This is a genomic window from Bacillus pumilus, from assembly GCF_003431975.1.
GTDB lineage: Bacteria > Bacillota > Bacilli > Bacillales > Bacillaceae > Bacillus > Bacillus pumilus_N.
The window spans coordinates 1,003,329-1,026,887 of record NZ_CP027116.1 but is presented as its reverse complement, the minus strand read 5'-3'; the positions used below and the strand labels follow the sequence as shown (position 1 = coordinate 1,026,887).

The 23,559-nt window shown below is 41.3% G+C and carries 21 protein-coding genes; 6 read left to right on the top strand and 15 right to left on the bottom strand.

The genetic code is table 11. The annotated features are described in order from the left end of the window. Positions 1-19 precede the first annotated feature (19 nt). Complete coding sequence (locus C5695_RS05040; protein ID WP_117729724.1) at positions 20-1,303, bottom strand: M48 family metallopeptidase; 1,284 nt, start codon at positions 1,301-1,303, stop codon at positions 20-22. 178 nt (positions 1,304-1,481) lie between these two features. Here C5695_RS05040 and C5695_RS05035 point away from each other — a divergent pair, with 178 nt between their 5' ends. Beyond that, positions 1,482-1,889: a YhfM domain-containing protein gene (locus tag C5695_RS05035; protein WP_117729722.1), complete on the top strand. Its 408-nt coding sequence runs from the start codon at positions 1,482-1,484 to the stop codon at positions 1,887-1,889. Between the two features lie 106 nt (positions 1,890-1,995). Here C5695_RS05035 and C5695_RS05030 read toward each other — a convergent pair whose 3' ends face one another. The 3 genes from C5695_RS05030 to C5695_RS05020 form a co-directional block, all read right to left on the bottom strand. Next, complete coding sequence (locus C5695_RS05030) at positions 1,996-3,549, bottom strand: fatty acid--CoA ligase family protein (RefSeq protein ID WP_117729719.1); 1,554 nt, start codon at positions 3,547-3,549, stop codon at positions 1,996-1,998. A gap of 171 nt (positions 3,550-3,720) precedes the next feature. Continuing rightward, positions 3,721-4,710 carry a lipoate--protein ligase gene (locus C5695_RS05025; RefSeq protein ID WP_117729717.1) on the bottom strand — a complete coding sequence of 330 codons (990 nt, stop codon included), beginning with the start codon at positions 4,708-4,710 and terminating at the stop codon, positions 3,721-3,723. Positions 4,711-4,712: 2 nt separating this feature from the next. After that, positions 4,713-5,456 (bottom strand): MBL fold metallo-hydrolase, encoded by a 744-nt coding sequence (locus C5695_RS05020; RefSeq protein ID WP_187441795.1) that lies wholly within the window; start codon positions 5,454-5,456, stop codon positions 4,713-4,715. A 156-nt stretch (positions 5,457-5,612) separates the two neighbouring features. On the opposite strand from C5695_RS05020, the gene yhfH reads away from it, so the two are divergent. Beyond that, the gene (gene yhfH / locus C5695_RS05015; RefSeq protein WP_117729713.1) at positions 5,613-5,750 is read left to right on the top strand and encodes a protein YhfH; all 138 of its coding nucleotides are present in this window, start codon (positions 5,613-5,615) and stop codon (positions 5,748-5,750) included. Positions 5,751-6,090: 340 nt separating this feature from the next. After that, the gene (locus C5695_RS05010) at positions 6,091-7,380 is read left to right on the top strand and encodes a glutamate/proton symporter GltT (protein WP_117729711.1); all 1,290 of its coding nucleotides are present in this window, start codon (positions 6,091-6,093) and stop codon (positions 7,378-7,380) included. Between the two features lie 33 nt (positions 7,381-7,413). Here C5695_RS05010 and C5695_RS05005 read toward each other — a convergent pair whose 3' ends face one another. The 7 genes from C5695_RS05005 to C5695_RS04975 all read right to left on the bottom strand — a co-directional run bounded on the left by C5695_RS05005 (position 7,414) and on the right by C5695_RS04975 (position 17,459). Beyond that, positions 7,414-8,463, bottom strand: a complete 1,050-nt coding sequence (locus tag C5695_RS05005; RefSeq protein ID WP_117729709.1) for a M42 family metallopeptidase — start codon at positions 8,461-8,463, stop codon at positions 7,414-7,416. Between the two features lie 143 nt (positions 8,464-8,606). After that, on the bottom strand, positions 8,607-10,916 hold the full coding sequence (locus C5695_RS05000) for a YhgE/Pip domain-containing protein (protein ID WP_117729707.1): 2,310 nt from the start codon (positions 10,914-10,916) through the stop codon (positions 8,607-8,609). A gap of 64 nt (positions 10,917-10,980) precedes the next feature. After that, positions 10,981-11,559 carry a TetR/AcrR family transcriptional regulator gene (locus C5695_RS04995; protein ID WP_187441349.1) on the bottom strand — a complete coding sequence of 193 codons (579 nt, stop codon included), beginning with the start codon at positions 11,557-11,559 and terminating at the stop codon, positions 10,981-10,983. 175 nt (positions 11,560-11,734) lie between these two features. Continuing rightward, the gene (gene hemY, locus C5695_RS04990) at positions 11,735-13,147 is read right to left on the bottom strand and encodes a protoporphyrinogen oxidase (RefSeq protein WP_117729705.1); all 1,413 of its coding nucleotides are present in this window, start codon (positions 13,145-13,147) and stop codon (positions 11,735-11,737) included. A gap of 22 nt (positions 13,148-13,169) precedes the next feature. After that, entirely contained in the window at positions 13,170-14,108 is a 939-nt protein-coding gene (gene hemH / locus C5695_RS04985) for a ferrochelatase (protein WP_117729703.1), read from the bottom strand. 32 nt (positions 14,109-14,140) lie between these two features. After that, a complete protein-coding gene (gene hemE, locus C5695_RS04980; RefSeq protein ID WP_117729700.1) occupies positions 14,141-15,199 on the bottom strand; it encodes a uroporphyrinogen decarboxylase in 1,059 nt (352 codons plus the stop codon). 124 nt (positions 15,200-15,323) lie between these two features. Further along, positions 15,324-17,459, bottom strand: a complete 2,136-nt coding sequence (locus tag C5695_RS04975) for a transglycosylase domain-containing protein (protein WP_117729698.1) — start codon at positions 17,457-17,459, stop codon at positions 15,324-15,326. Between the two features lie 127 nt (positions 17,460-17,586). Here C5695_RS04975 and C5695_RS04970 point away from each other — a divergent pair, with 127 nt between their 5' ends. Further along, positions 17,587-18,072 (top strand): antibiotic biosynthesis monooxygenase family protein, encoded by a 486-nt coding sequence (locus C5695_RS04970; protein WP_117729696.1) that lies wholly within the window; start codon positions 17,587-17,589, stop codon positions 18,070-18,072. Between the two features lie 62 nt (positions 18,073-18,134). On the opposite strand, the gene C5695_RS20380 is transcribed toward C5695_RS04970, so the two are convergent. Beyond that, positions 18,135-18,287: a hypothetical protein gene (locus C5695_RS20380; RefSeq protein ID WP_233230808.1), complete on the bottom strand. Its 153-nt coding sequence runs from the start codon at positions 18,285-18,287 to the stop codon at positions 18,135-18,137. A 283-nt stretch (positions 18,288-18,570) separates the two neighbouring features. Between C5695_RS20380 and C5695_RS04960 the strand changes: the two genes are divergently transcribed. Beyond that, the gene (locus tag C5695_RS04960; RefSeq protein WP_117729692.1) at positions 18,571-19,758 is read left to right on the top strand and encodes a M20 family metallopeptidase; all 1,188 of its coding nucleotides are present in this window, start codon (positions 18,571-18,573) and stop codon (positions 19,756-19,758) included. Between the two features lie 147 nt (positions 19,759-19,905). Here the strand turns inward: C5695_RS04960 and C5695_RS04950 are convergent, their stop codons facing one another. From C5695_RS04950 to C5695_RS04940, 3 genes are read right to left on the bottom strand one after another with little or no spacing between them, the layout of a single operon-like run. After that, complete coding sequence (locus C5695_RS04950; protein ID WP_117729688.1) at positions 19,906-20,616, bottom strand: EcsC family protein; 711 nt, start codon at positions 20,614-20,616, stop codon at positions 19,906-19,908. A 53-nt stretch (positions 20,617-20,669) separates the two neighbouring features. Continuing rightward, complete coding sequence (locus tag C5695_RS04945; RefSeq protein WP_117729685.1) at positions 20,670-21,890, bottom strand: ABC transporter permease; 1,221 nt, start codon at positions 21,888-21,890, stop codon at positions 20,670-20,672. Then, a complete protein-coding gene (locus C5695_RS04940) occupies positions 21,883-22,623 on the bottom strand; it encodes an ABC transporter ATP-binding protein (protein WP_117729683.1) in 741 nt (246 codons plus the stop codon). Before C5695_RS04940 ends, C5695_RS04945 begins: the two co-directional genes overlap by 8 nt. Positions 22,624-23,110: 487 nt before the next feature. On the opposite strand from C5695_RS04940, the gene C5695_RS04935 reads away from it, so the two are divergent. Next, positions 23,111-23,539 carry an HIT family protein gene (locus tag C5695_RS04935; RefSeq protein WP_117729681.1) on the top strand — a complete coding sequence of 143 codons (429 nt, stop codon included), beginning with the start codon at positions 23,111-23,113 and terminating at the stop codon, positions 23,537-23,539. Positions 23,540-23,559: the final 20 nt, after the last annotated feature.

Sequence of the window (23,559 nt, the reverse complement as noted above, 5' to 3'; positions counted from 1 at the left end):
CTCATCCAGCCGGATTTTTTTATTGCTTATGCGTTGCTTCTTCTTTTTTCGCTGCTTCTTCCATCTCCATGATTCTCTCCATCATGGTTGGGTGTCCATAGCGAAAGACCTTCACTAAAAGGGGTGGATTCACCTGTGACAGCCCTGATTTTGCAAGCTTTTGAAAAGAGGTCACCCCTGACTCCCCGTCTTTTGTCAGGTTCACCGCATATTCATCTGCCGCTCGCTCTTGATGCCTAGATACTGCATTTGTAAAAGGTGAAACCGAAAATGACAGCGCAGATACGATGATGAGAAGAAGCGGAAGAGCGGCAATGTCGTGTGACCCCTTCAGCCGAAACAAGGCCGCTCCCTTTTGATACAAATAAAAATAAAGACGATCGATCGCAAATAAACCAGCAAGTGACAGCACTAAATATCCTGCTAATCCTATATAAACATGCTTCATAACGTAATGTCCCATTTCATGCGCCATGATAAATAAAATTTCACGATCTTTCAGCTTTTGCAGTGTCGTGTCCCATAAGACGATACGCTTATTTTCACCAATCCCTGTGACATAAGCGTTCATCGTATTCGTTTTCTCAGACATATTGACCTCATAGACATGGTCTGCCGGAATATGTGCTTTGTCTGCAAGCGTTAATATTTTATCCTCAAGAGCTTGATCCTTTAGTGGATAAAAATTGTTATATAACGGATCAATGACGACCGGCTGTATAAAGAAGAGGAACAACGTGAATGGGACTGTCAAACCCCATGCATACAGCCACCACCGTTTTCTTCTCTTTTGAATGAGCCAAAAGAAGACGATTGCACATAAGGCAAGAAGCGGATATTGAATCCAGAAATCTAATGTTTGGTCTTTAAACCAGCTTGCCGTACTTTGAGCAGATACTCCGTAGTGCAAAGAAATCTGATAACCAATCCATTTAATAGGCATTGAAATCAGCATTGTCAAAAGCGATAGCACAAACACATACACCAATTTGCTTAACAATGTAAAACGAGCTGCTGCCAGGCTCCAGTCTGCTAACTTCCGAGAAAATCCTGAAATGAGCAAAAGGAAAAAGACATACCAATCTAACGGAATTGTGATGAAATACAGCAGGTTACGGATGTTCGAGAAATTCTCGCTGATGACAAGCTCATGGCTTGTCATAAAGGTATGCGGATCTGCACTTGTTCCTTTCACACTTTCAGGAACCGCTGAATCCCCCAACAGATACAAATAAGAATAAATAAAAAGACCGTATAATATGTATGCTACCGTTGCAAGAGCTGCCCATTTACGTATTCGCATTCGGTTAGCCTCCTTTCCATTCCTCTCTCTATTCTAATCATCCATATTTTTGTTTAGAACCTGTCTCATGTGGCTCCATCATAGCATGCCCTATCTGAAAAAGCTTTCACGAAAAAAATGATTATGCTACTCAAAAATCGGAGATGCTACATATAAAATAGTGAGTTGGAGGATCGAAATGAAGAAAATCCTTGCAGGAGTTGTGATCTTTGGACTTTTACTTATTACCTTCTTTTATGTGTTCAGCCGGACGAGCGAAACCTTTGATGAAAATCGAGTAGAAAAATTGCTGCTTTCACCTGCGAACGAGTCCATTTCCTATGAAATAGATGATAAAGATACAGCAGAAGATTTAATTGAAGAATTAAACAAAGGCAAGCAAACAAGCAATCATCTCAAAAAAAATATAAAAGGACCCGATTATATTGCTAAGGTGATGTATGGGCGAACGAACGGCACCACCTTTCAGCTCTGGACAAACCGATCACAGGTCGTTTTTTTAGTAGATGGCACGTATTATGAATTGAATCAAAAACAGTCGAATTCTTTTCAGAAACAGTTAAAAGAAGCCATTCAAAAGGGCTAAAATGTTATTTTAGCCCTTTGTCTCTTTTCAGCGTGACAGAAACACTTGCAAGACGCGAGCGTTTATTTACACGCTGAAGGAGCCTCCTCATAAGAGACTCCCTTTTTTATTTACTCTCTTCTGCTTGATACTTGTCCTTTAACGCTCGTCTTAAAATTTTACCTGTTGTGTTTTTTGGAATATCATCAATGAAATGGATCGTTTGGGGCTGCTTATATTTCGCTAAATAGCGTGAACAATGTGTGATGATGTCTTCTTGATCGATGTGAGCATGTTTCTTAGGGGAAATGTAACAGACGACAGCCTCTCCGGTATTCGGATCTGGCACACCGATGACGACGGCTTCTGCTACAGCTTCATGTTGATAAAGCACTTCTTCTACTTCTCTTGGATATACATTATAACCGCCGACAAGAATCATATCTTTTTTCCGATCGACAATATAAATATATCCTTCTTCATCTCTTCTCGCCAAATCACCAGTATACAGCCAGCCGTCTCTTAGTGCAGCTTCTGTATCTTCTGGCATTTGATAATAGCCTTTCATAATGTTTGGTCCTTTTGCTATCAGCTCTCCGACTTCATTTGGACCGACTTCTTCTCCAAGTTCATTCACAATCTTATTCTTCACATTCATAATGTCGGTCCCAACTGAACCGGGTTTTCTTTTTCCGTCAAGGGGATTGAATGCAGTCACCGGAGAAGCCTCTGATAATCCATAGCCTTCCAGCACGGTGACACCGAATTTTTTCTCAAAACCGTGCAATAAGGCAACAGGCATTGAGGCACCGCCTGATATACAAATTCTCACTGAGGACATCGCCTCCTCGTGCCCCTCCTGGCGGTACAAATAGTTATACATGGTAGGTACCCCAACAAATAACGTTGGCTTCTCTTTTTCCATCAAACACAAAAGCTCTGATGGGCTGAAATGAGGCAGGACATAAATGGTCGCGCCATGAATCAATGGTGCATTCATACAAACCGTTAAACAAAATACATGGAACATCGGCAAAGCGGCAATGACCTTATCCTTTTCATCAATCGATAGATATTCAGCGATGTCTCTTGCATTTGAGTAAAGGTTGAAATGAGTGAGCATCGCACCCTTAGGTTTTCCTGTCGTGCCAGATGTAAATAAAATAACTGCCGTATCGGCGGGCTGAATAGTAGGATGCACGCTCTCGTTCGCATGACCTGATACTAGCTTTCCAAAGAAAACAAGCCGATCAGATACTTCCTTCATACTCGACCTGCACGCAGATTCATTTTCTGCACAAATAATCACCCGTTCAATAGACGGAAGCTGTTCGTACACCTGCTCGTACACTGGCAGTAGCTGCTCAGGAGCAACAATGCCTTTTACATCACCTGTTATCAGCATATAGCCAATTTCACTAGGCGTGTATGTTGGGTTGACGGGTACAACGATAAGTCCAGCCTTTAATGCACCATAAAAAGATATGACAAAATGCGGTGAATTCCCTAAAATAAGCGCGATATGATCCCCAGCTTGAAATCCTTCGTCCACTAATCCATCTGCAAATCGCTCGATACTTGTCAGCAGCTCTCGATAGGTCCACTTATTTCCTTCAAAGATCAGTGCGATGTTGTCTCCCTTCGTCATCGCCGTCTGCTCTAGCTTTTTGATCAAATCCATTCTCCCACCCCTTACATGTCATCAATGAATGAATGACCATTCATTTTATAGCCAAACATTCCTCCCTTCTATTATAATAGACAATCGAAAAAATCCACAAGATCAAATGTAAATCGCTTTCATTCTTTCAATTAAAAAAGCACCGCTATCTCTAGCCGTGCTTGTCCCTGCTTAATAAATCAAATCAAGAAAATCCTCTTTTGACACGTTACCGAAGTAGTGACGCATATCCATATCTTCTAATACGTCGCTGATTGTTTTACGGTCATACTGTTGTCCAATTAATTTTTTTTCAATATCAGCAATATCCCCTACACCAAAGAAATCACCAAAGATTTTGCAGTCTTGAATGTTGCCTTTTTTCACTTCTAACCGAAGATCAATGGAGCCTGCTGGGAATCTTTTAGAATGCTGTAAATTAAACTTCGGTGAACGGCCGTAGTTCCATTCCCATTTTTGATATCGATCCCGAGAAATCTCGTGAATCTTTTCCCAATCCTTCTCAGTCAACTGATATTGAGGCACTTCTCCATTCGTATCAAAAATGTAGCTTAAAAGGATTTTTCTAAATTCTTCTGTCGACATCTTTTGATCCATCAGTTCACTAATATTAGCGACCCTGCTTCTAATGGATTTAATACCTTTTGATTCAATTTTTTCTTTTTTCACATTTAATGCCGACACTACATGTTCAATTTCTGAATCAAACAGCAGCGTACCATGGCTGAAAATACGTCCTCTTGTAGCGAACTGCGCATTTCCAGAAATTTTCCGTCCATCTGCCATAATGTCATTTCTCCCGCTTAATTCCGCTTTGACACCTAGCTTTTCAAGCGCTTTGATGACTGGCTCGGTGAACTTCTTAAAATTATGGAAGCTGTCCCCATCGTCTTTTGTGATGAAGCTGAAGTTTAAGTTTCCTTTGTCATGGTAAACTGCTCCACCACCGGACAGACGCCGGACAACTTTAATGCCGTTGTCTTCTACATACTTCGTATTGATTTCTTCTATTGTATTTTGGTTCTTTCCAATAATAATCGACGGCTGATTGATGTAAAACAGTAAATACGTTTCTTCAGGATCTAAATATTTTAAGCAATACTCTTCAATTGCTAAATTAATCATTGGATCATAATGTTGTTCGTTATCGATAAACAGCATCTCTATCTTCCTTCCTTGTTCCATCTAAGCCCTGAATGGGCAAGCTGTATATTGCCAGTATATAACGCCTGTGCTTCATTGACTAGGTCTTTATGGCGACCAAAATGAGGCAGATGCGTGATGATGAGCTCACTAACGTTTGCTTCCTTTGCAAGCTTCCCCACGTCTGTACTGTTCATATGTCCTGCACCTGATCCGTCCTGTCCAGCGTAAAAATTACTTTCGGCAATGAGCAGATCTGCATCCTTACTAAATGGGATAAATGCATCCTGATAACTTGAGTCTGCTGTATACACCACTACAGCAGATTCTGCCTGAATTCTCATGGCATAGCATTCTGCCGGATGAACCGTTTTCAAAAAGTCCATTTGAAATGGACCAATTTGAATACCTTCATCTGGCTGATAAGGCTTTGCCTTAGTATGTACGTCATCCGAAAGCCGTCCAAATGCTTCTTTGTCACCCGTATGTCCATAGATCGGAAGCGGACCGCTGCTTTTTCCTAAATGATATCCCACTAGCTTCGCATATTGGAGTGGTCCGATATCTGCAATATGATCATGGTGATAATGAGAAAGGAGAACAGCATCTAGTTCTTCTATATCAATGTATTGCTGCAGTTTTGAAAGAACACCACTCCCGCAGTCTATAAGCAGCCGAAAGCCCTCAGATTCAAAAAGGTATCCTGACGTCGCTTCACCAGCTGCTGGAAACCCACCGTAGCATCCAATGATGGTTAATTTCATCGTCATTTTTCCCTCCTTTTCTAAAAATCCCCTTCTTACAATATACCCATTTTTCATAAAAAAAGCATTCTTCTTGCCTATTGTTACAAAACAGATTGACAATTATTAATCTGTTATAATACAATGATAGCAACAAAACGTATTGGAGGATGACAAATGCTAGGAAAAATCACTGAGTTTTTTAGAAATTTGCCCTCAAAAAAATGCACAAAATGTGGAAATGAATTAATGGAACAGCACGAGTGTTATGGTAATGAATGTGAGGAATGCTCACAAGTAATTTATCTTAAATAAGGAAATAAATTGAAATAAAAAGCACTTTTTTCCCCTTCCATCGGTTGGAGTCTAAAGTGCTTTTTATTTTTTCTGAAAAATAGGTAAAAAGGTAAAACCCTTGATATAAAAGGGTTTTTTAGTATTTTCATCTGATGACTTTTAGTGCTGAAGGCACTTTTTATTGATTTGAAATGTTTTAGGAGGTTCGAAATGTCCATTTTTTCATATAATTTTGTATTTTCTTAATATCATTTAATCATGGACGAAACTCTTTAATTTTAGTTATACTTTAATTCATATATTAAAACTTAATATGATGGGAATATTCCTTTAATGAAATATGTCAGGGAGGAAATCTATGAAAAAATTAAAATTTGGATTAGCTACTCAAATCCTAATCGGTCTTATTCTCGGTGTCGTTGTTGGGGCAATCTTTTTTGGTAACCCAGGCGTTGAGACATACTTAAAACCAATCGGAGACTTCTTCTTAAGGCTCATTAAGATGATTGTCATACCAATTGTCGTTTCGAGCTTAATTCTAGGGGTAGCAGGTGCAGGTGATGGTAAAAAGGTAGGGAAGCTTGGTTTTAGAACCATTCTTTATTTTGAAATCATTACAACATTTGCGATTATCCTTGGTCTCGTGCTTGCAAACTTTGTACAACCTGGTGCAGGCGTTGACTTTGGTCATACGGAAAAACAAGATATTAGCCAGTATGTTGAAACGGAAAAAGAACAAAGCAGCAAATCAGTTGCTGATACGTTCCTTCATATCGTTCCGACGAACTTCTTCCAATCATTGGCGGAAGGTGATTTGCTTGCGATTATTTTCTTCACTGTGCTGTTTGCACTCGGCGTTTCAGCCATTGGTGAACGCGGTAAACCTGTACTCGCCTTCTTCGAGGGTGTATCACACGCCATGTTCCATGTCGTCAATGTTGTAATGAAAGCTGCACCATTTGGTGTCTTCGCACTCATTGGTGTGACCGTATCAAAATTTGGTCTTGAATCTCTTATTTCATTAGGTAAGCTCGTAGGTCTTGTTTATTTTGCGCTCGCTCTCTTCCTTATCGTTGTATTCGGAATGATTGGAAAGATGATTGGCGTCAATATTTTCAGATTTCTTGCTTACATGAAAGACGAAATGCTTCTAGCCTTTAGTACATCCAGCTCTGAAACAGTTTTACCAAGAGTCATGGATAAAATGGAGCGCATCGGGTGTCCAAAGGGAATTGTTTCTTTCGTTATCCCAATCGGTTATACATTTAACCTGGACGGCTCTGTCTTGTACCAAGCCATCGCTGCGCTATTCCTTGCACAGGTATACGGCATTGACCTGACGATCGTCCAGCAGCTCACACTTATTCTTGTGCTGATGGTAACATCTAAAGGTATGGCTGCCGTTCCTGGTACGTCCTTTGTTGTATTACTTGCCACATTAGGAACAATCGGTGTACCTGCCGAGGGTCTTGCATTTATTGCTGGTGTGGACCGTATCATGGATATGGCGCGCACGGTTGTCAACTTAACAGGAAATGCACTTGCAGCTGTCGTGATGTCTAAATGGGAAGGTCAATATGACCCTGAAAAAGGACATCGCGTGATGACTGGACAAGATGTACCTGAACCGACACAGCTTTCAAGCTAACCAAAAAGAACCCCGATAGATGGGGTTCTTTTTTTATGCCTTGATTAATGCTGATTGAACATAGTGATAAAGGAGATTCGCTGTATGATCGAGAGAATCTTCATGTGTTCTTTCAAAAGCATGCGAGGAATCTATGCCAGGGCCAATCAGTCCATGAATAATATCATACCCTGCTCTTATCGCTGCTGATGCATCAGAACCGTAATAAGGATAAATATCGAGACGATAATCAATGTGATTCTCTTCTGCTAATGCGGCTAAATGCTTGCGTAATCCATAATGATAAGGACCGCTTGAATCTTTCACACAAATAGATACACTGTATTCATCTGTCGATTGGCCATCGCCGATAGCCCCCATATCAACAGCGAGGTATTCCACCGTTTCTTCTGGAATGTTGGAGTTACCTCCGTAGCCAATCTCTTCATTATTAGAAATTAAGAAGTGCGTCGTATGCGGCAATGTGATGTTTTCCTTTTGAATACGGTGAATAAGTCGCAGCAGGAGCGCCACGCTTGCCTTGTCATCAAGATGTCTTGATTTAATAAAACCTGAAGACGTCACTTCCACTCTTGGGTCAAACGAGATAAAGTCTCCTACTTGAATGCCAAGTGCTTTGACATCGTCTGCATCTTTCACCTTTTCATCGAGACGGATCTCCATATTCTCTTGGTTTCGCTTTGCTTTTCCAGCATCCGCATAGACATGAACTGACGTCTGATGCATCAGAATGGTTCCTGTGTATGTATGGCCTGATACGGTTTCAATTTCACAATATTCGCCTTCGATCGAGTTATACTGAAAGCCGCCAATGAGTGCAAGACGCAGCCGCCCATTTGATTTAATTTCCTTTACCATCGCACCGAGCGTATCGACATGTGCTGTCAGCATACGATGTTCCTTGTCATTTGTTCCTTTGATTGTGGCAATTAAGCCGCCTTTTCGATTTCGTTTTGTCTCAACATTCAAATCATGTAAAAAACGTTCAACAAAGCCGATTACCTTTTCTGTATTTCCTGATGGACTTGGAATCGAGACGAGCTTTTGAATTAGCTGCACAGTTTCTTTTATTTCAGTTGTCATTCGGCATTTCCTCCTTTGTCTGAAAGCAATTCCTACCATGTATGCCTTTTTCAGCATCTCTTCTTAAAATATATCGCTTCGTGTTCGTGATGTCTAATTTCTACTAAAAAATCCTTTCTCTATGAAGAGAAAGGATTCATTGATTAAGCTTCTTCTTGTTTCATTTTTCTTACGTTCCAAGCAAAGTATGCGGTAGTTGCGGCCATCATGATGATTGCAACTGTTCCTAAAATCGCTGCTTGGTGCCATAAATAACTGTCATCACCGCTTGCAATGATCGTTCTAAAGCCATTGATGGTATACGTCATTGGCAGCAGACTATGAATGACTTGGAAGAATTTCGGCACAAGCTCGAGTGGAAATGTACCAGCACTTGCTGCGAGCTGAAGAACCAAGATAATGACGGCAATGAAGCGTCCCGGGTTCCCCATTGTTGTTGCTAGAAGCTGAATAATTGCTAAGAATGTCAAGCTGACAATGATCGCAAAGAGATAGAAGCGCCAGAGGCTTTCTACCTCAAGACCAAGCCCAAAGATGAGCATGGAGCTTGCAATGACTGCTTGCAGGATACCAACAAGCAGGAGCACACTATATTTGCTGACAAACCATTCAAACGCATTTCTAGGTCGTCCGGCGGGGTCTTTCATTGGGAAGACAACGGTGAGCATGAGAGCCCCAACAAAGAGTCCCATCGATAAAATATACGGCGTGAGTCCTGTTCCATAATTATCAATCTTTTTCGCTGTATCATTTTCTGTTTTCACTGGATTTGCAATCATATTGTAATTGTCTTGCCCCGCGTCAATTTCTCCTGTGTCATCAGCGGCGCTTTTCAATTTGTTAGACAGCTTCCCTGTACCGCTCTTTAAATCTCCCAATCCTTTATCAAGCGATTTTGAGCCTTCGGCAAGCTTAGATGTATTGCTTTGGATACTTGTTGAACCACTTTCCAGCTTATTTAACGCTGCGCTCAGCTGGCTTGATCCATTTGCAAGCTTATCCGCTCCGCTTTTCGCCGTATCAAGCTTTCCATTTGCTGTTTGCAGACCATCTTGTAATTGGCCTTGACCTGTTTGAAGCTTTAACGCTCCTTGATATAATTTATTCGTACCAGATGTCATTTGGTCGATTGCATTTTGTATTGCGACTGTAGATGTATACAGCTGTTCTGTTTTCTTAGGCAGCTGTTTGACTTGCTGCAGCTGTTCTTTTGCCGAAGCTACCGCAGATTGAACCTCACTTGCATCAGGCAGTTCCTGCAAGGCTGCTAAGCTTTGTTCGAGTCCAGACAGATCAGGCAGTTCAATTGTAGGCAGACTATTAAGCTGATCCATTGCCGCCTTTTTCTCTTCATCTGTCATGGAGCTGTTTTGAATAATGCTTTTTACTTTAGCATCTCGATTCGATAATGCCTCTTTTAATGAAGCAAGTTTTGTACTGAATGTTTTTGCGTCTTTTTTCACCTGATCGAGTTTAGGCGCCATCTTTTCAAGATTCGCTAATTCTGGTGACGATAAGACTTTTTCCACTGCTGCAATTTTTTCTGAAAAGGATTGTGCTTTGTTGTTTAGCTGTTCAATGCCTGCTGTGAATTGCGGCATTTTAGAAGCGAGCTGCTGATGTCCTTCTCGGCTTGTGTTTAATCCTTCGGTTAATGTATCAATTCCTGAACCAAGCTCTCCAAATTTCTGATCAATGGTTTGATAGCCTGTTAAAAGCTGACCAAGTCCACTGTCTAAAGACTGTATGCCTGTGTTCAGTTCACCCATTTTCCCTGCGAACTGATGAACACCTTCGCTATAGGTTAACGTACCTTCAGCCAATTTCGCCAGATTGTCTTTTAACTTTTGACTGCCATCTTTTGCGCTTTTTGTTCCGTCATCAATTTTCTTCGCACCATCGCTTGCTTGATCTAACCCTTTGGCAATCGTTTTGAAGTTATCAAAGATGACCTCTGCATAATTTTCTGTGACTTCCTTTGAAACCGAATCTTTTAATTTGATAATGGCATTATTCGCAATTTGTGACGCAGCATAGTTTGCGCCTGGATTCGTATAATATTTCAGATTCGATTTTTTCGGATGTTTGTCTAGCACTGTACTCGCATTTTTCGAGAAATCTTTTGGAATCTCGACAACGAGATAATAGTCCTCGTTATTTAATCCCTTGATGGCCTTTTCTTCACTATTAACAAAGTGCCATTTAAAATTATCGTTCTTTTTCAATTCCTTCACTAAATCATCGCCCACTTGAAGGTTTTTGCCGTCATAATGACTACCTTCATCCAAGTTGACAACCGCTACAGGTAATTGATCAACTGTACCATATGGATCCCAATACGCCTTTAAAAATACACCACTATAAATCAGTGGAATAAATAAGACAGCTAAAATCGGGATCAGTAGTTTTTTGCTCGTCACAATGTCTTTCCATTGATTCCGAATTAAATTCATTGCTGTTTTCCTCCCATAGATGAATGACTAAATATAAAATTTGGTCATTTGAACTCAAAAAAAATTATGTTGTTGCAGAAAGCCCTTTTAGTACATAAAGCTCCAGCGATTCAGCCACTTCTTCTTTTGTTAAAGGCTCGTATCGCTTTTCCCAGTCAAAAATCAGTGCAATATATAGTTTCACCATCACAAAGGCAGTCAATTCAGGATCACAAGGTTTAATATCGCCTTTCTCCATCGCTTCTTGTACTTTCATTTTGATATAGCGAATGATCATCTGCTCCATCTTCTCGATCATTTCCCTGACTGCTGACGTGCCAAGCTCTGCATTTTCCTGAAAAATCTTAATTGTGAGCTGGTGGTTTTTTCGAAATTCTAATATGGCAAAGAGTGCTGAGTGAAGGTTTTCAGAGAAACTATTCTTCTCATCAATTGCCTCATCCGCAATTTCCCTCATCTCTAGTAACAGTGATGTGAAAATTTCATCAAACAACTCTTCTTTGTTTTTGAAAAAGGTATAAATAGTTCCTTTTCCGACATTGGCCAGCTTCGCCACAAGATCCATTGTGGTCGCTTTATACCCGAATTGAGTAAATGCCTTTGTCGCACCATCTAAAATCATTTGTCTCCTATCAACACTCATGATCTCACTCCTGAAATGACTATTTGAACGTTTTGGTCATTAAGTACAGAAAGTAATATACCACATCCTTTTCGATGGATGCAACAACTTTGTTTCTTTTTATCATGCACAACTCTTTTTGAATCATTCGAACACGAAAAACTCCCTTTCCATACTAGAAAAGGGAGTTGTTTTTTTATGAAAATAGGTAAGATACAGCCTCTGAAATGGCAGCTTTTCCTTGATCAATACAATCAGGAATTCCAACACCTTCAAAAGCAGCACCTGTGATATAAACACCAGGATATGATTGCTTAAACGTTTCTCGCATGTTCGAAATGGCTTTTTGATGACCGACGTGATATTGCGGCATGCTGGTCTTCCAGCGAGTGACGGTCGTCAGTTCTGGATCTGCTTTAATATCCATGATTTTCTTTAAATCTTCCAGTACGATGTTGACGATTTGACTGTCTGACTGCTCGACAATCGATTCGTCACCAGCTTTTCCGACATATGCACGCAATAGCGTTTTTCCTTTCGGAGCTGTATGCGGCCATTTTTTGTTCGTCCATGTACAGGCTGTAATAGAGAAATCACTGTTTCTTGAGATGACAAAACCCGTACCATCATATTCATTATGAACATCCTCTTCTTTAAAACCAAGTGCTACTGTTGCAACGGAAGTAGATGTCATGTCATGCAAATACTCAAGCCCTGCGTCTTTTGGAAACATGGAGTAGATCGATTGATGCGGCGTCGTGACTATAGCTGAATCGGTAAAAAGTGTTTGACCGCTGTCTAATTGCACGCCGTAGCCTCCATCCGCTTTTTCAATCTGTTTCACTTTTGTTCCTTTATACACTGTTGTCAGCTTGAGTTTACTTTCTACTGCTTCCACAAGTGCTTGCAGTCCTTGATTGATCGTTTGGAACTGTCCTTGTTTTTTCGCAGTCACTTGCTGCGCTTTCGCATGCTGCTGTGATTTTTTCATCCCAAGAATCAAACTGCGATGCTGCTGTTCCGTTTGATAAAACTGCGGGAAGGTGGACATTAAGCTCAGGCGGTCGATGTCACCTGCGTAAATGCCTGATAGAAGAGGCTCGATTAAATTCTCAACGACCTCATCCCCTACACGTCTTCTAAAAAATTCACCAAGCGACTGATCTTCCGTCTGCTTGCTTTTTGGCAACACGAAATCCATTGCTGCTCTCGCTTTTCCTGCAACTGAAAAAAGACCAGTTGTAATGAATGGGCTGATTTGAGTTGGAATACCCATCACAGCACCCTTTGGCATTGGGTGAAGGGTTTCATTGACAAGTACATACGCTTGCCCAGTTTCATTATTGACGAGCTGATCGGATAGACCGACATCCTTTGCGAGCTGTGGTCCGCTAACCTTTCGTTCTAAAAATGAATCGGGTCCACGTTCAATGATATAGCCGTCTTTATATAATGTTTGTATTTTTCCACCTAGCCTAGGGCTCGCTTCAATCAGAGATATTTGAATCGGAAGACCTTTTTCTTCGACTTCCTTTTCCAAATAGAAGGCGGCGGCTAAACCAGTGATGCCACCGCCAATGATGACAAGGTGTTTTTGATTGTCATGCATAGGATCGCCTTCTTTTATATAATTACTTGCTATGGTCAAGCTTCTTTAAAACAACTGCTGCCAGAGCATCAATAAATGCTGGTTTCGCATTTGGCATCTCTGGACGATAATAGGCAGCACCAATTTCATCTGTCACGACTTTACATTCGTAGTCGTTGTCGTATAACACTTCAAGATGATCAGCAACAAAACCTACAGGCACATACACGAATGTTTGATAGCCTTTTTGTTCAAATAAGTCCCTCGTTAAGTCTTGAACGTCTGGTCCAAGCCATGGATCCGGCGTGTTGCCTTCACTTTGCCAGCCAATTTCATAGTGTTCAATTCCTGCACCTTCTGCAATCATTTTGGCAGATTGTGCGAGCTGATCAGAATATGGGTCTCCTGCTGCGATAATTTTTTCAGGCAGACTATGTGCAGACACAATAAGTACGGCCGAATCTCTTTCGTCTTGACTCATTGATGCATACGTATCTTTTACTTGCTTCACCCAATAGTCCACAAACTTCGGCTCATCGTACCAGCTTTCAACAGACGTAATTTGTAGATTACCGAGCTTGTCTGCCTCATCTTGTGCACGTTTGTTATACGATTTCACACTAAAGGTTGAAAAATGCGGCGCAAGGACGATACTCACAGCTTCTGTAATGCCGTCCTTGTGCATGTCAGCAACTGCGTCCTCAATGAAAGGCTCAATATGTTTTAAGCCAATGTAGACATGAAATTCAATGTCGTCTTGAATGTCATTCAAGTGATCACACAAACCGTTTGCCTGCTGCTCTGTAATTTTTGATAAAGGAGAAATACCGCCAATTGCTTTGTAGCGATCCTTTAAATCTTGCAGCATCTCTGGCTCCGGCTTTCTGCCTCTGCGAATATGTGTATAATAACGCTCAATGTCTTCTTCTTTATATGGGGTGCCATATGCCATGACAAGAAGCCCCATTTTCTTTTTCTCCACAACCAACACTCCTTCAGATCAGTTGAAATAGTCTAGATGGATGATTTTTTATGTTTAGCTGAATAGTCGTGAATAAAATCAGTCAGCTTCTTTAACGTATCTGGTGAAACATCAGGAAAGACCCCATGACCTAAGTTAAAGATAAAGTGACCCGATTTCATCCCTTGATCTAAAATCTCTTTTGCTCTTTCCTCAATGACTTCCCAAGGAGAAAGTAAAATCGTTGGATCAAGATTCCCTTGTAACGTTTTTGTAAGCCCTTCTTTTCGCGCTTCATCTACACTCATACGCCAATCTAGCCCAACAACATCAAGCGGGAGGTCATGCCAATCTTTCACTAAATGGCTAGCACCAACTCCGTACATGATCATTGGTACATTTTCACTCTTCAATTCTGTGAAAATTCGCTGCATAACAGGTTTAATGAATGTCCGATAATCTGCTGCATTTAAAGCGCCAACCCATGAGTCGAAGATTTGAAATGCACGGACCCCAGCTTTAACTTGCGCACGTATGTACGTGATCGTCATATCAGCTAATTTGTTCATGAGCAGCATCCATGTCTCAGGCTCACTGTACATCAGCGCTTTTGTTTTATGATAGTTTTTAGATGGACCGCCTTCAATCATATAGCTTGCCATCGTAAATGGAGCACCGGCAAAACCGATGAGCGGTACATTCAGCTGTTCCTTCGTTAAAAGCTGAATGGTATCAAGCACATATGGAAGGTCCTCTTCTGGATGAAGTTCCCCAAGACGTTCGATATCTGCTTTTGTCCGAATCGGTGAATCAATGACAGGTCCAATTCCATTTTTAATTTCAACGTCCACTCCAATAGCGGGAAGCGGGGTCATAATATCTTTATATAAAATCGCGGCATCTACACCATATTGCTCTACAGGAAGTCTTGTTACATAAGCACATAGCTCTGGCTGATGCGTAATTTCAAATAGCCCATATTTTTCTTTAAGGGCACGATATTCAGGCTGCGAGCGTCCTGCCTGCCTCATATACCAAACTGGTACATGGTCTGTTTTTTCCCCTTTGCACGCCTTTAAGAACGTGTCATTAAAACCTTTCGTTTTTCCCATTACCTTTCATTCCACCTTTCGCCTTACACTCTCTTTGTATAAGGCTCAAACACTGCTTTTACTATACCGCTTTTTCAAGGTACGGTATACTAAAGCGGCTCAATGTTCAAAAAATCGCCGAATATTAACGTCCAAAAGCCTCTGGCTTGACATACGGACTGCCTTCGCCTTCTTCTTGTGTTTGGGTATTATATGGAACAACCTTATACTGTGCATCTGAAAACACATTCGCATATGGCATTGTGTAGCTGCCCATTCCTGTTACTGAATCGATCAGCGTCTCGCTTCCATTTCTCTTTTCATAAATGCGATATTCAACCCGTTTATCCTCTTGCTTGTCCCAAGACAGTTCTAATGTAAATAACCCTTTGATCTTAAACGCATAGCGGGCTTCAAAACCTGAAAGTTCCTCTAAATGGATTGGCGATTGAAGTTCTTTAATTCCCTCTGGTTTTTCAAACGTTTCATTGGTGATGTGAGCTGCCGTTAAAATATCTTTAAACAGCTGCACTGGATATTGACTACCGCCAGTTAAATAGTGACTGTTATCCGTTTTGTCATACCCCATCCAAATCGCACCCGTTGTACTTGGCGTATAGCCGGCAAACCAAGCATCTTTTGTTGCACCTTTCACACCCGAATATGTGGTCGTACCTGTTTTACCTGCTAAATCGCCAGCATATGAACCGCTCTGGGCTGTTCCGCCTTTGACGACTTGCTGCAGCATTCTCGTCATATTCCAAGCATTCTGTACGCTAAACACTCGTTCTGACTTATTGCGATTCTTCTCTACCGTTTCTCCTTCATCATTGGTGATCTTTTGAATGAAGAAAGGCTTTTTATATTCGCCTTCATTTGCAAATGTGTGGAAAGCTCCTGCGATTTGAAGTGGCGAAACCCCTTTTTCTAAGCCGCCAAGCGCCATGGCAAGTCCTTGATCCGAAATATCCATTCCCATTTTCTCGAGATATGATTTCGAGGTACCAATGCCCAGCTGACTTAATGTCCAAACCGCAGCTGTATTTTTACTTTTCATAAGGGCATCCACCATTGTAACTTTGCCTTCATACTGCCCATCGTAATTCTTTGGAGAATAGCCGTCATAGCTTTTTTCCTTGTCTTCAAGCAGTGAATAAGGTCTGAATTTTTTCTCCTGCATCGCCGGACCATATACAGCAATCGGCTTGAAAACAGATCCAGGCTGTCTAACAGCAGTCACTCTGTTATAGCCTCTTGCCTGATATTCTCGCCCTCCGATCGCTGCTTTTACTCCGCCAGACTCGTTATCAATAAAGACGGCGCTGCTTTCAGGTGACCCGCTTTTTCCCGGGAAATAACGATTGTTTTTCATCGCATCATAGGTAACCTTTTGCAAATTCATATCGATTGGAACTGTGATCGTATAGCCGCCTTGAAGCAATTGTTCATGAGAAATCGCATACTCTGATTCTGCTTCCTTAATGATGAGATCGACATAGCTGTCCACCCAAGGTGTTTCTGATTTCTTTTTCAAATGAATCCCTAGTGTTCTCCCTTTTGCTTCTACTGTTTCTGTTGAAGATAAATATCCTTGTTCATTCATTAAATTAAGGATGGTGTCCCGCCTTTGTTTATTTTTATCTGGATGTAAAACAGGCGAATAAGTTGATGGGGCTTTTGGCATCGCAGCGAGTGTAGCTCCTTCGCTGACTGTTAAATCTTTCACGTCTTTACTAAAGTAATAGTTGGCTGCAGCCTGAATACCGTAGACACCATGACCGAAGTAAAGCTGATTCAAATACATCTCGAGTAGTTTATCCTTTGAATAATCTCTTTCTAAATTAATCGCAATAATGACTTCTTTTGTTTTTCGCAGAAAGGTTTTGTCATTTGTGAGAAAAATATTTTTTGCAAGCTGCTGGGTGATTGTACTGCCGCCTTCTACCTTTCCTCCTGCTAATATATCTCGATACACCGCCCTTGAAATTGACTGTGCATCAATACCATGATGCTCATAAAACCGTTTGTCCTCGACAGCCACAAAAGCTTTCGCTACTTTATCAGGTACCTCCTTTAATGACACGGGGTCCCGATTTTCCGAATACATCGTTGTGAGTTCTTTTCCATTTTGATCAATGATTTGGGAGGAAGCGTGAAAAACAAGCTTCTTTTCATCTATGACATAATGTCCTAAAAATAAAATGGTCAGATAGCCAATAAATGAAAGTACGATGGTACTTCCTGCAATGACTAATGGAATGATTATCTTCTTTTTCTTCAAATTAGGTCACCTCATTCCTTTATACGGATAGTATGGGATGTATTGCTTCATAATATGTTTTATGGATTGACTACCAAAGAATTATATATCATTCTTTTGTTATACTATCAAGCAGGAGGCGGTTTAGATGAATGTCTATATCACATATGGAACAGCAGATTTCTTGCATAAAATCGCAAAGAAACACGATCAAGAACATCTGCTTTATATGGTCGGAAAAGAACAAGCAGCTCTTTGTCATGAAACGGAGGGCGAGACGATTTTTAAAGCCCCTCATGCCTATGATGTGATTTATGCGAAAGGTGAGCTAGTTCAATCTGGGTTCGTCACTTTAAATCATATTCCTGTGAAACTTGAAAGCAGAGCACTTTTTGAATCTACTTTTCAGAAAAAGACAAACATGTCAGAACATCAGCGCGGCTTCCAGGCACTCCGTGTCTTACGACCGAAAAAAGATGAAGAAGTGTATTTGATTTTGACACTTTGGCAATCAGAGGACTTGTTTCAAGACTTTCAAGAATCAGAAGCATTCTTTCAGCCAAACGATGATACTGGTTCCATCTTCTCTCGTCCGGCCTATCTCACATCCTACCATGCCGTTACCGACAATTAAGGAAGTGCTGTTCTCAGCACTTCTTTTTTCATGAAAAAAAGCCCACAGCTGGGCTCTTCATTTTATCTTCTTGATATCAGCTCGTACCGATGAATGATCGGCTGAAGCACATAGAAATTCAATAGGATCCATCCTAATAAGATTGGCCACTTCATGATTGGCGGAGCACCTTTCAATTGAATGAGCATCACCAATAGTGGAATCAAGCAAATCATGAAAAAACTCATCTTTGAGACAAAGGTTTCTTTGATTTGATGCCGACAGCTTGGACACATCATCATTTTCGTATGTGATAAATGAAATTTCTCAACGAAAGAAAATATTTTTGAACAATTTGGACAGCTTCCCAATACAATTCCTCCCTTCCCCGCTTCATAGCAACTTCGACTTTTATGTAAGATGACCTTTTAGGTGCAGCAAACGACATTCTCTTCTGTTGAAAGATTCTAACAATTACCATACAATCAGTAAAAGAGCATGAAGGAGGTTTTCAAATCAATGACCATATCCACTTTACAAAAAAGCATCAACGAACGTCTTGATGAACATTATGAGGAAATGGTTGAAATTAGACGCCATCTTCACATGAATCCTGAACTTTCTTTTCAGGAAGAAGAAACAGCCGCTTTCATCGCCAGCTATTATGACAGATTACATATACCAACACGTACACAGGTGGGCGGACATGGTGTACTCGCATTTATCGAAGGAGGTTCCCCAGGGCCGACGATCGCCCTCAGAGCTGATTTTGATGCACTTCCCATCAACGACGAAAAGGAAGTGCCTTACAAATCGACCAAGCCCGGTGTGATGCATGCATGCGGGCACGATGGGCACACAGCGACACTGCTTGTCTTAGCGAACATTTTGCATGCGCATCGTGATCAATTAAAGGGGAAAATCGTCCTCATTCATCAGCACGCGGAAGAATACGCCCCAGGCGGCGCAAAACCAATGATCGAAGATGGCTGCTTAGACGGTGTCGACGTCATATTCGGAACGCACCTTTGGTCTCCAGAGCCTTGTGGTACTATTCTGTATAAAAGCGGGAATTTCATGGCAGCCGCCGATCGTTTCTCTATTCGCGTCCAAGGAAAAGGCGGCCACGGTGCACAGCCTCACTTAACGAAAGATGCCGTTCTCATCGGTTCACAAATCGTTGCAAACCTGCAGCAAGTCGTTTCCCGTAAAGTCAATCCAGTTGATTCTGCTGTTGTATCGGTTGGAGGATTTGTAGCAGAGAATGCCTTTAACGTCATCGCAGATTCAGCTGCGTTAACTGGTACTGCACGATCCTTTGAAGAAAGCGCACGGCACACCATCGAACGAGAAATTGAACAGGTTGTAAAAGGGATATGCGACATGCATGACGCCGCCTACACCTATGAATATGTGAGAGGGTATCCTGCTGTTAAAAATCATCCAAAGCCGACTGAATATATCGCAGACATCGCAAAACAAACAGACGGTGTCAAAGAAGTGAAAGAAGCGGAAACACAAATGGGCGGAGAAGATTTTGCTTACTACCTTCAGTATGTCCCTGGGACCTTCTTCTACACAGGCGCCATGCCAGAAAACAAACAGGATGCGTATCCCCATCACCATCCGAAGTTTGATATCAACGAAAAAGCAATGCCTATCGCAGCAAAGGTCCTCGCTCACGCCGTCCTTTCCTACGATGAATAAAAAAAGCCGCTGGCGACAGCGGCTTTTGTCTTCTTTTCAGCGTTTTAGAAAACCTTTGCAGTATAGGAAGGACGAGTACTGGAGCAGAGCGAATTGAACAATCGTGAGCACCGGAACGCAGATCTGACAACGAATGCGAGGGTTTGTCTACATGCTGATTTCTTTCAACACTCGTAAGTGAAACACATGACGGGCGACATCTCCGAGCTGTCCTGTAAGCTGATGATTTGCCACACCGCCAACAGCGGCTCCGACGATCGGCATTAATTGAAACAGCTTCACTAGGTCAATGTAATCTCGATACTCTTGCTGAAAGCTGTACCAATCCATCTCCTCACGGCTCGTTTCCCAATCATCTATCATGCTGATCATTTTTTGACGATGTGCACTGCTAGAAAAGGCGAGTTGAAATATACAGAGCAAAAAGAGCCTTTCCTCTTTGTGAGACAAATCAAAGCCATAAATACATGCCAGCTCATAAAGACATTTCATCTTAATGCTAAGCAGCAGCGGAAAGTCTGCCATTCCAAGAAATAAACCACCTGCACCTGTTCCAATTCCTTCAATGGCAGCTGCCTTTTGATAGTACTTCACTTTCTCCTTCGCCAGTTCATTCCGCTCTACGATCGTTAATTGTTCATCAATGACCGAAAATGATGTGAAGTGCGATCCTGACACGGTGGATTCAACCATTGTTTTAACCGCACTTGTCATGACTTGATGAAAACGAGCAGGAATTCGGCGGTTCACCTGCTGCTGAACTCCTTTTGAAAACCGTTCAATTTTTGAAGGTTTTCTTAAAAAATGCGTTTGAAAAAGAATAGCTTCTTCATACAACTCCCGTTCAGCTGCATTCATCCGGTCCCCTCCTTGATGTCATCTTACATTCGCTGTTAAGAACCTATTTCCACTTACCTCATCTTTTTTAATCGACCAAGTACGTAAGGCTTGAAGAGAACAAGCACAAATGCGAGCGAAATGAGAACGGCCAGTCCACTTCCCTGCCACCCTCCTGCCGGCAGTACTGCACAGCTCAGCAATATCGATTGGATGATGAGTACGTTACGGACGAGAACAAAAAAGCTCCGATCCTTCTGTTCCTGAGCAACTGGATATAGTGCCTGTAAAGAAAGATGGGCAAAGTGTTTCGTTAACGGCACAAGCTGAACACCTGTGATAAATACGGTGAACAAGACAAGCAATGCGCCTACCCAGCCTGCTGCACCTGTATACAAAATAATCAGCACAAACACGGCTGTTAGCCTAAACACGAGACCAAAATAGTCATTCGAACGTAAAAATGCCCTCACATACATGTAAGAAAACGTTTTGCGCTGGTCGTACGGAACAAACGGCAAAAGCCAATCCATATAGGCTCTTCTTTTGACCTGCTTCTTTAAATGAGGCACATCTGTAAATAAATTGGCCAAACGATAAAAGCGCTGTTTTCGTTTTAATTCGTCAGAAATATGCAATTCCCATTGAAAAGGCTGCTTTTTGACTGCATTGGTTAAGTAAACAAGATAGACACCATAGATGAGATAAAAAACGATTGCGATTGCATAGGATGCCTGTAAAACGGTATAGATTAAAATCATATTCAATAGAAAACGAAGGACTGCATCAAGCCATCTCATCTGTTTTCCTTGAAAATACGTCATTCTCCATTGAATCGCTGTATTCAGACCCTTGATCAAAATCATTTGCGCCAATATGAGCACATACATCTTGATGCCGCCTGAAGACACGGCCGAATAAAGCGGGAGTGCGACAATGGAAACGGCAATAAGAGGAAACAGCTGAGAAATGAAGCTAAAGTTAAAAGCCTGTTTTAAATAAGGCTCCATCTTTCCTTCCAAAGGAAGCAAAAACACGAGATCTGCTTCTTTAATCAACGTACGCACGTATGAGCTAGTCAGCACCAATGAGAAAACAACTGCCATGACCCAGTAGGATGGGAAATGAGCTGGAATTTGTTTGAGCCAGTTGCTATACCAGCTCGCTCCGCCTGCAAGGAAAAAAATGAGCACAATGACAAGATGATCATTGAACATGTATTTTAAATATTTTCTGGTTTCTTGTATGTGTTCCTCTAATCGAGATTTCCAAATGGTTTGCGTTGTTTTACTCATAGCTTTCTTCCTTTGTTAATTCCAAATAAAGATCATCGAGTGTCGCATCTCTCATATCGAACTGTTCTCTCAGCTCTGTCAGGGTTCCTTTCGCTCTGATTTCCCCTTCGTGCAAAATAATAAAGGAATCACAATAGCGTTCAGCTGTCGCCAAAATATGCGTTGACATGAGGACACTAGCGCCGTTTTCCTTCGCAGCATTCATCCGTTCAAGCAGTGCATTGATGGCAAGAGGATCAAGACCTAAAAACGGTTCATCGATGATATACAGTTCTGGTTCCACAAGGAATGCACACATAATCATCACCTTCTGCTTCATTCCTTTTGAAAAATGAGCTGGGAACCATTTCAGCCGTTTCTCCATTCGAAATTCTTTCAGCAATGATGGCAGACGTTCATCTAACTGTTCCTTTGACAGGCCGTAAGCCATCGCTGTCAGCTCTAAATGCTCTTTTAAGGTTAATTCTTCATATAAAACAGGAGTTTCTGGGATAAACGTAAATTGCGAACGATACGCCTCCTGATCATCTTGAAGGGTTCGTCCATTCAATTCAATGACACCTTTATGCGGTTTCATCAGTCCGATGATATGACGAATGGTTGTGCTTTTCCCCGCCCCATTTAAGCCAATGAGACCGACAATTTGATTTCTTTCTAATTCAAATGAAATATTTTTTAGAACGGGATTCTTCGTATATCCACCCGTTACATCTTTTACAGTGAGAAGGGACATGAATTCGTTCCTTTCTTTCCTTTTTCCTTTATAGTACCAAAAACGAAAGATAATTTGAAATGTTTACCTATCAACACGGCATGAATAAAAATTAGGCGCGTTGGTCATCATAATGTATGTAGAAGAAATGAACTTGATGACCAATAAGTAAATGAGGTGTTTGTTAAAGGCAAAGAACCGCATGACAAGTTGGTTTTTCATCTAAAAACCTTAGCTTCTGTTTTGCTTCACTGATTCTTGATTTTTGTGTCCTATACAATATGTATACGACAAACCAAAACGTCAAATGAGGTGTTTACGGCAGAAATAGCAGGCATATGAATTCTTTATTTCAGTAAATAGAGAATTCAAAAGGCATATCGAATGAAAGCATCAGCATTTCTTCTGCAGGAGCAGGATGAGCGACCAAAGGAGTTCGCTTGTCCTGTTTTCTTTTTTGCTTCTTTTTGTGATACGATGAAGGAAAATGAATGAGGAGTGACATGGCGTGAGCGATTGTATATTTTGCAAGATCATTGATGGAGACATTCCATGTGCAAAAGTATATGAAGACGAGCATGTATTGGCTTTTCTTGATATTAGCCAAGTAACAAAAGGACATACCCTTGTAATCCCGAAAATACATAAAGAGAACATTTACGAAATGACGCCAGAAGTGTCTAATCACTACTTCCAAGCAATTCCGAAAATTGCGAGGGCGATCAAACAAGAATTTGAACCAATTGGGTTAAACCTTTTGAACAACAACGGTGAAAAAGCCGGACAATCTGTGTTCCACTACCATATGCATATCATTCCGCGTTACGGCAAAGGCGATGGCTTTGGTGCTGTATGGAAATCACATCAAGATCAATACACGGCAGAAGATTTAAAAGACATCTCTTCCGCTATCAACGCACGTCTTACCTCATCTTAACAGATGAGGTCAGCGTGTAG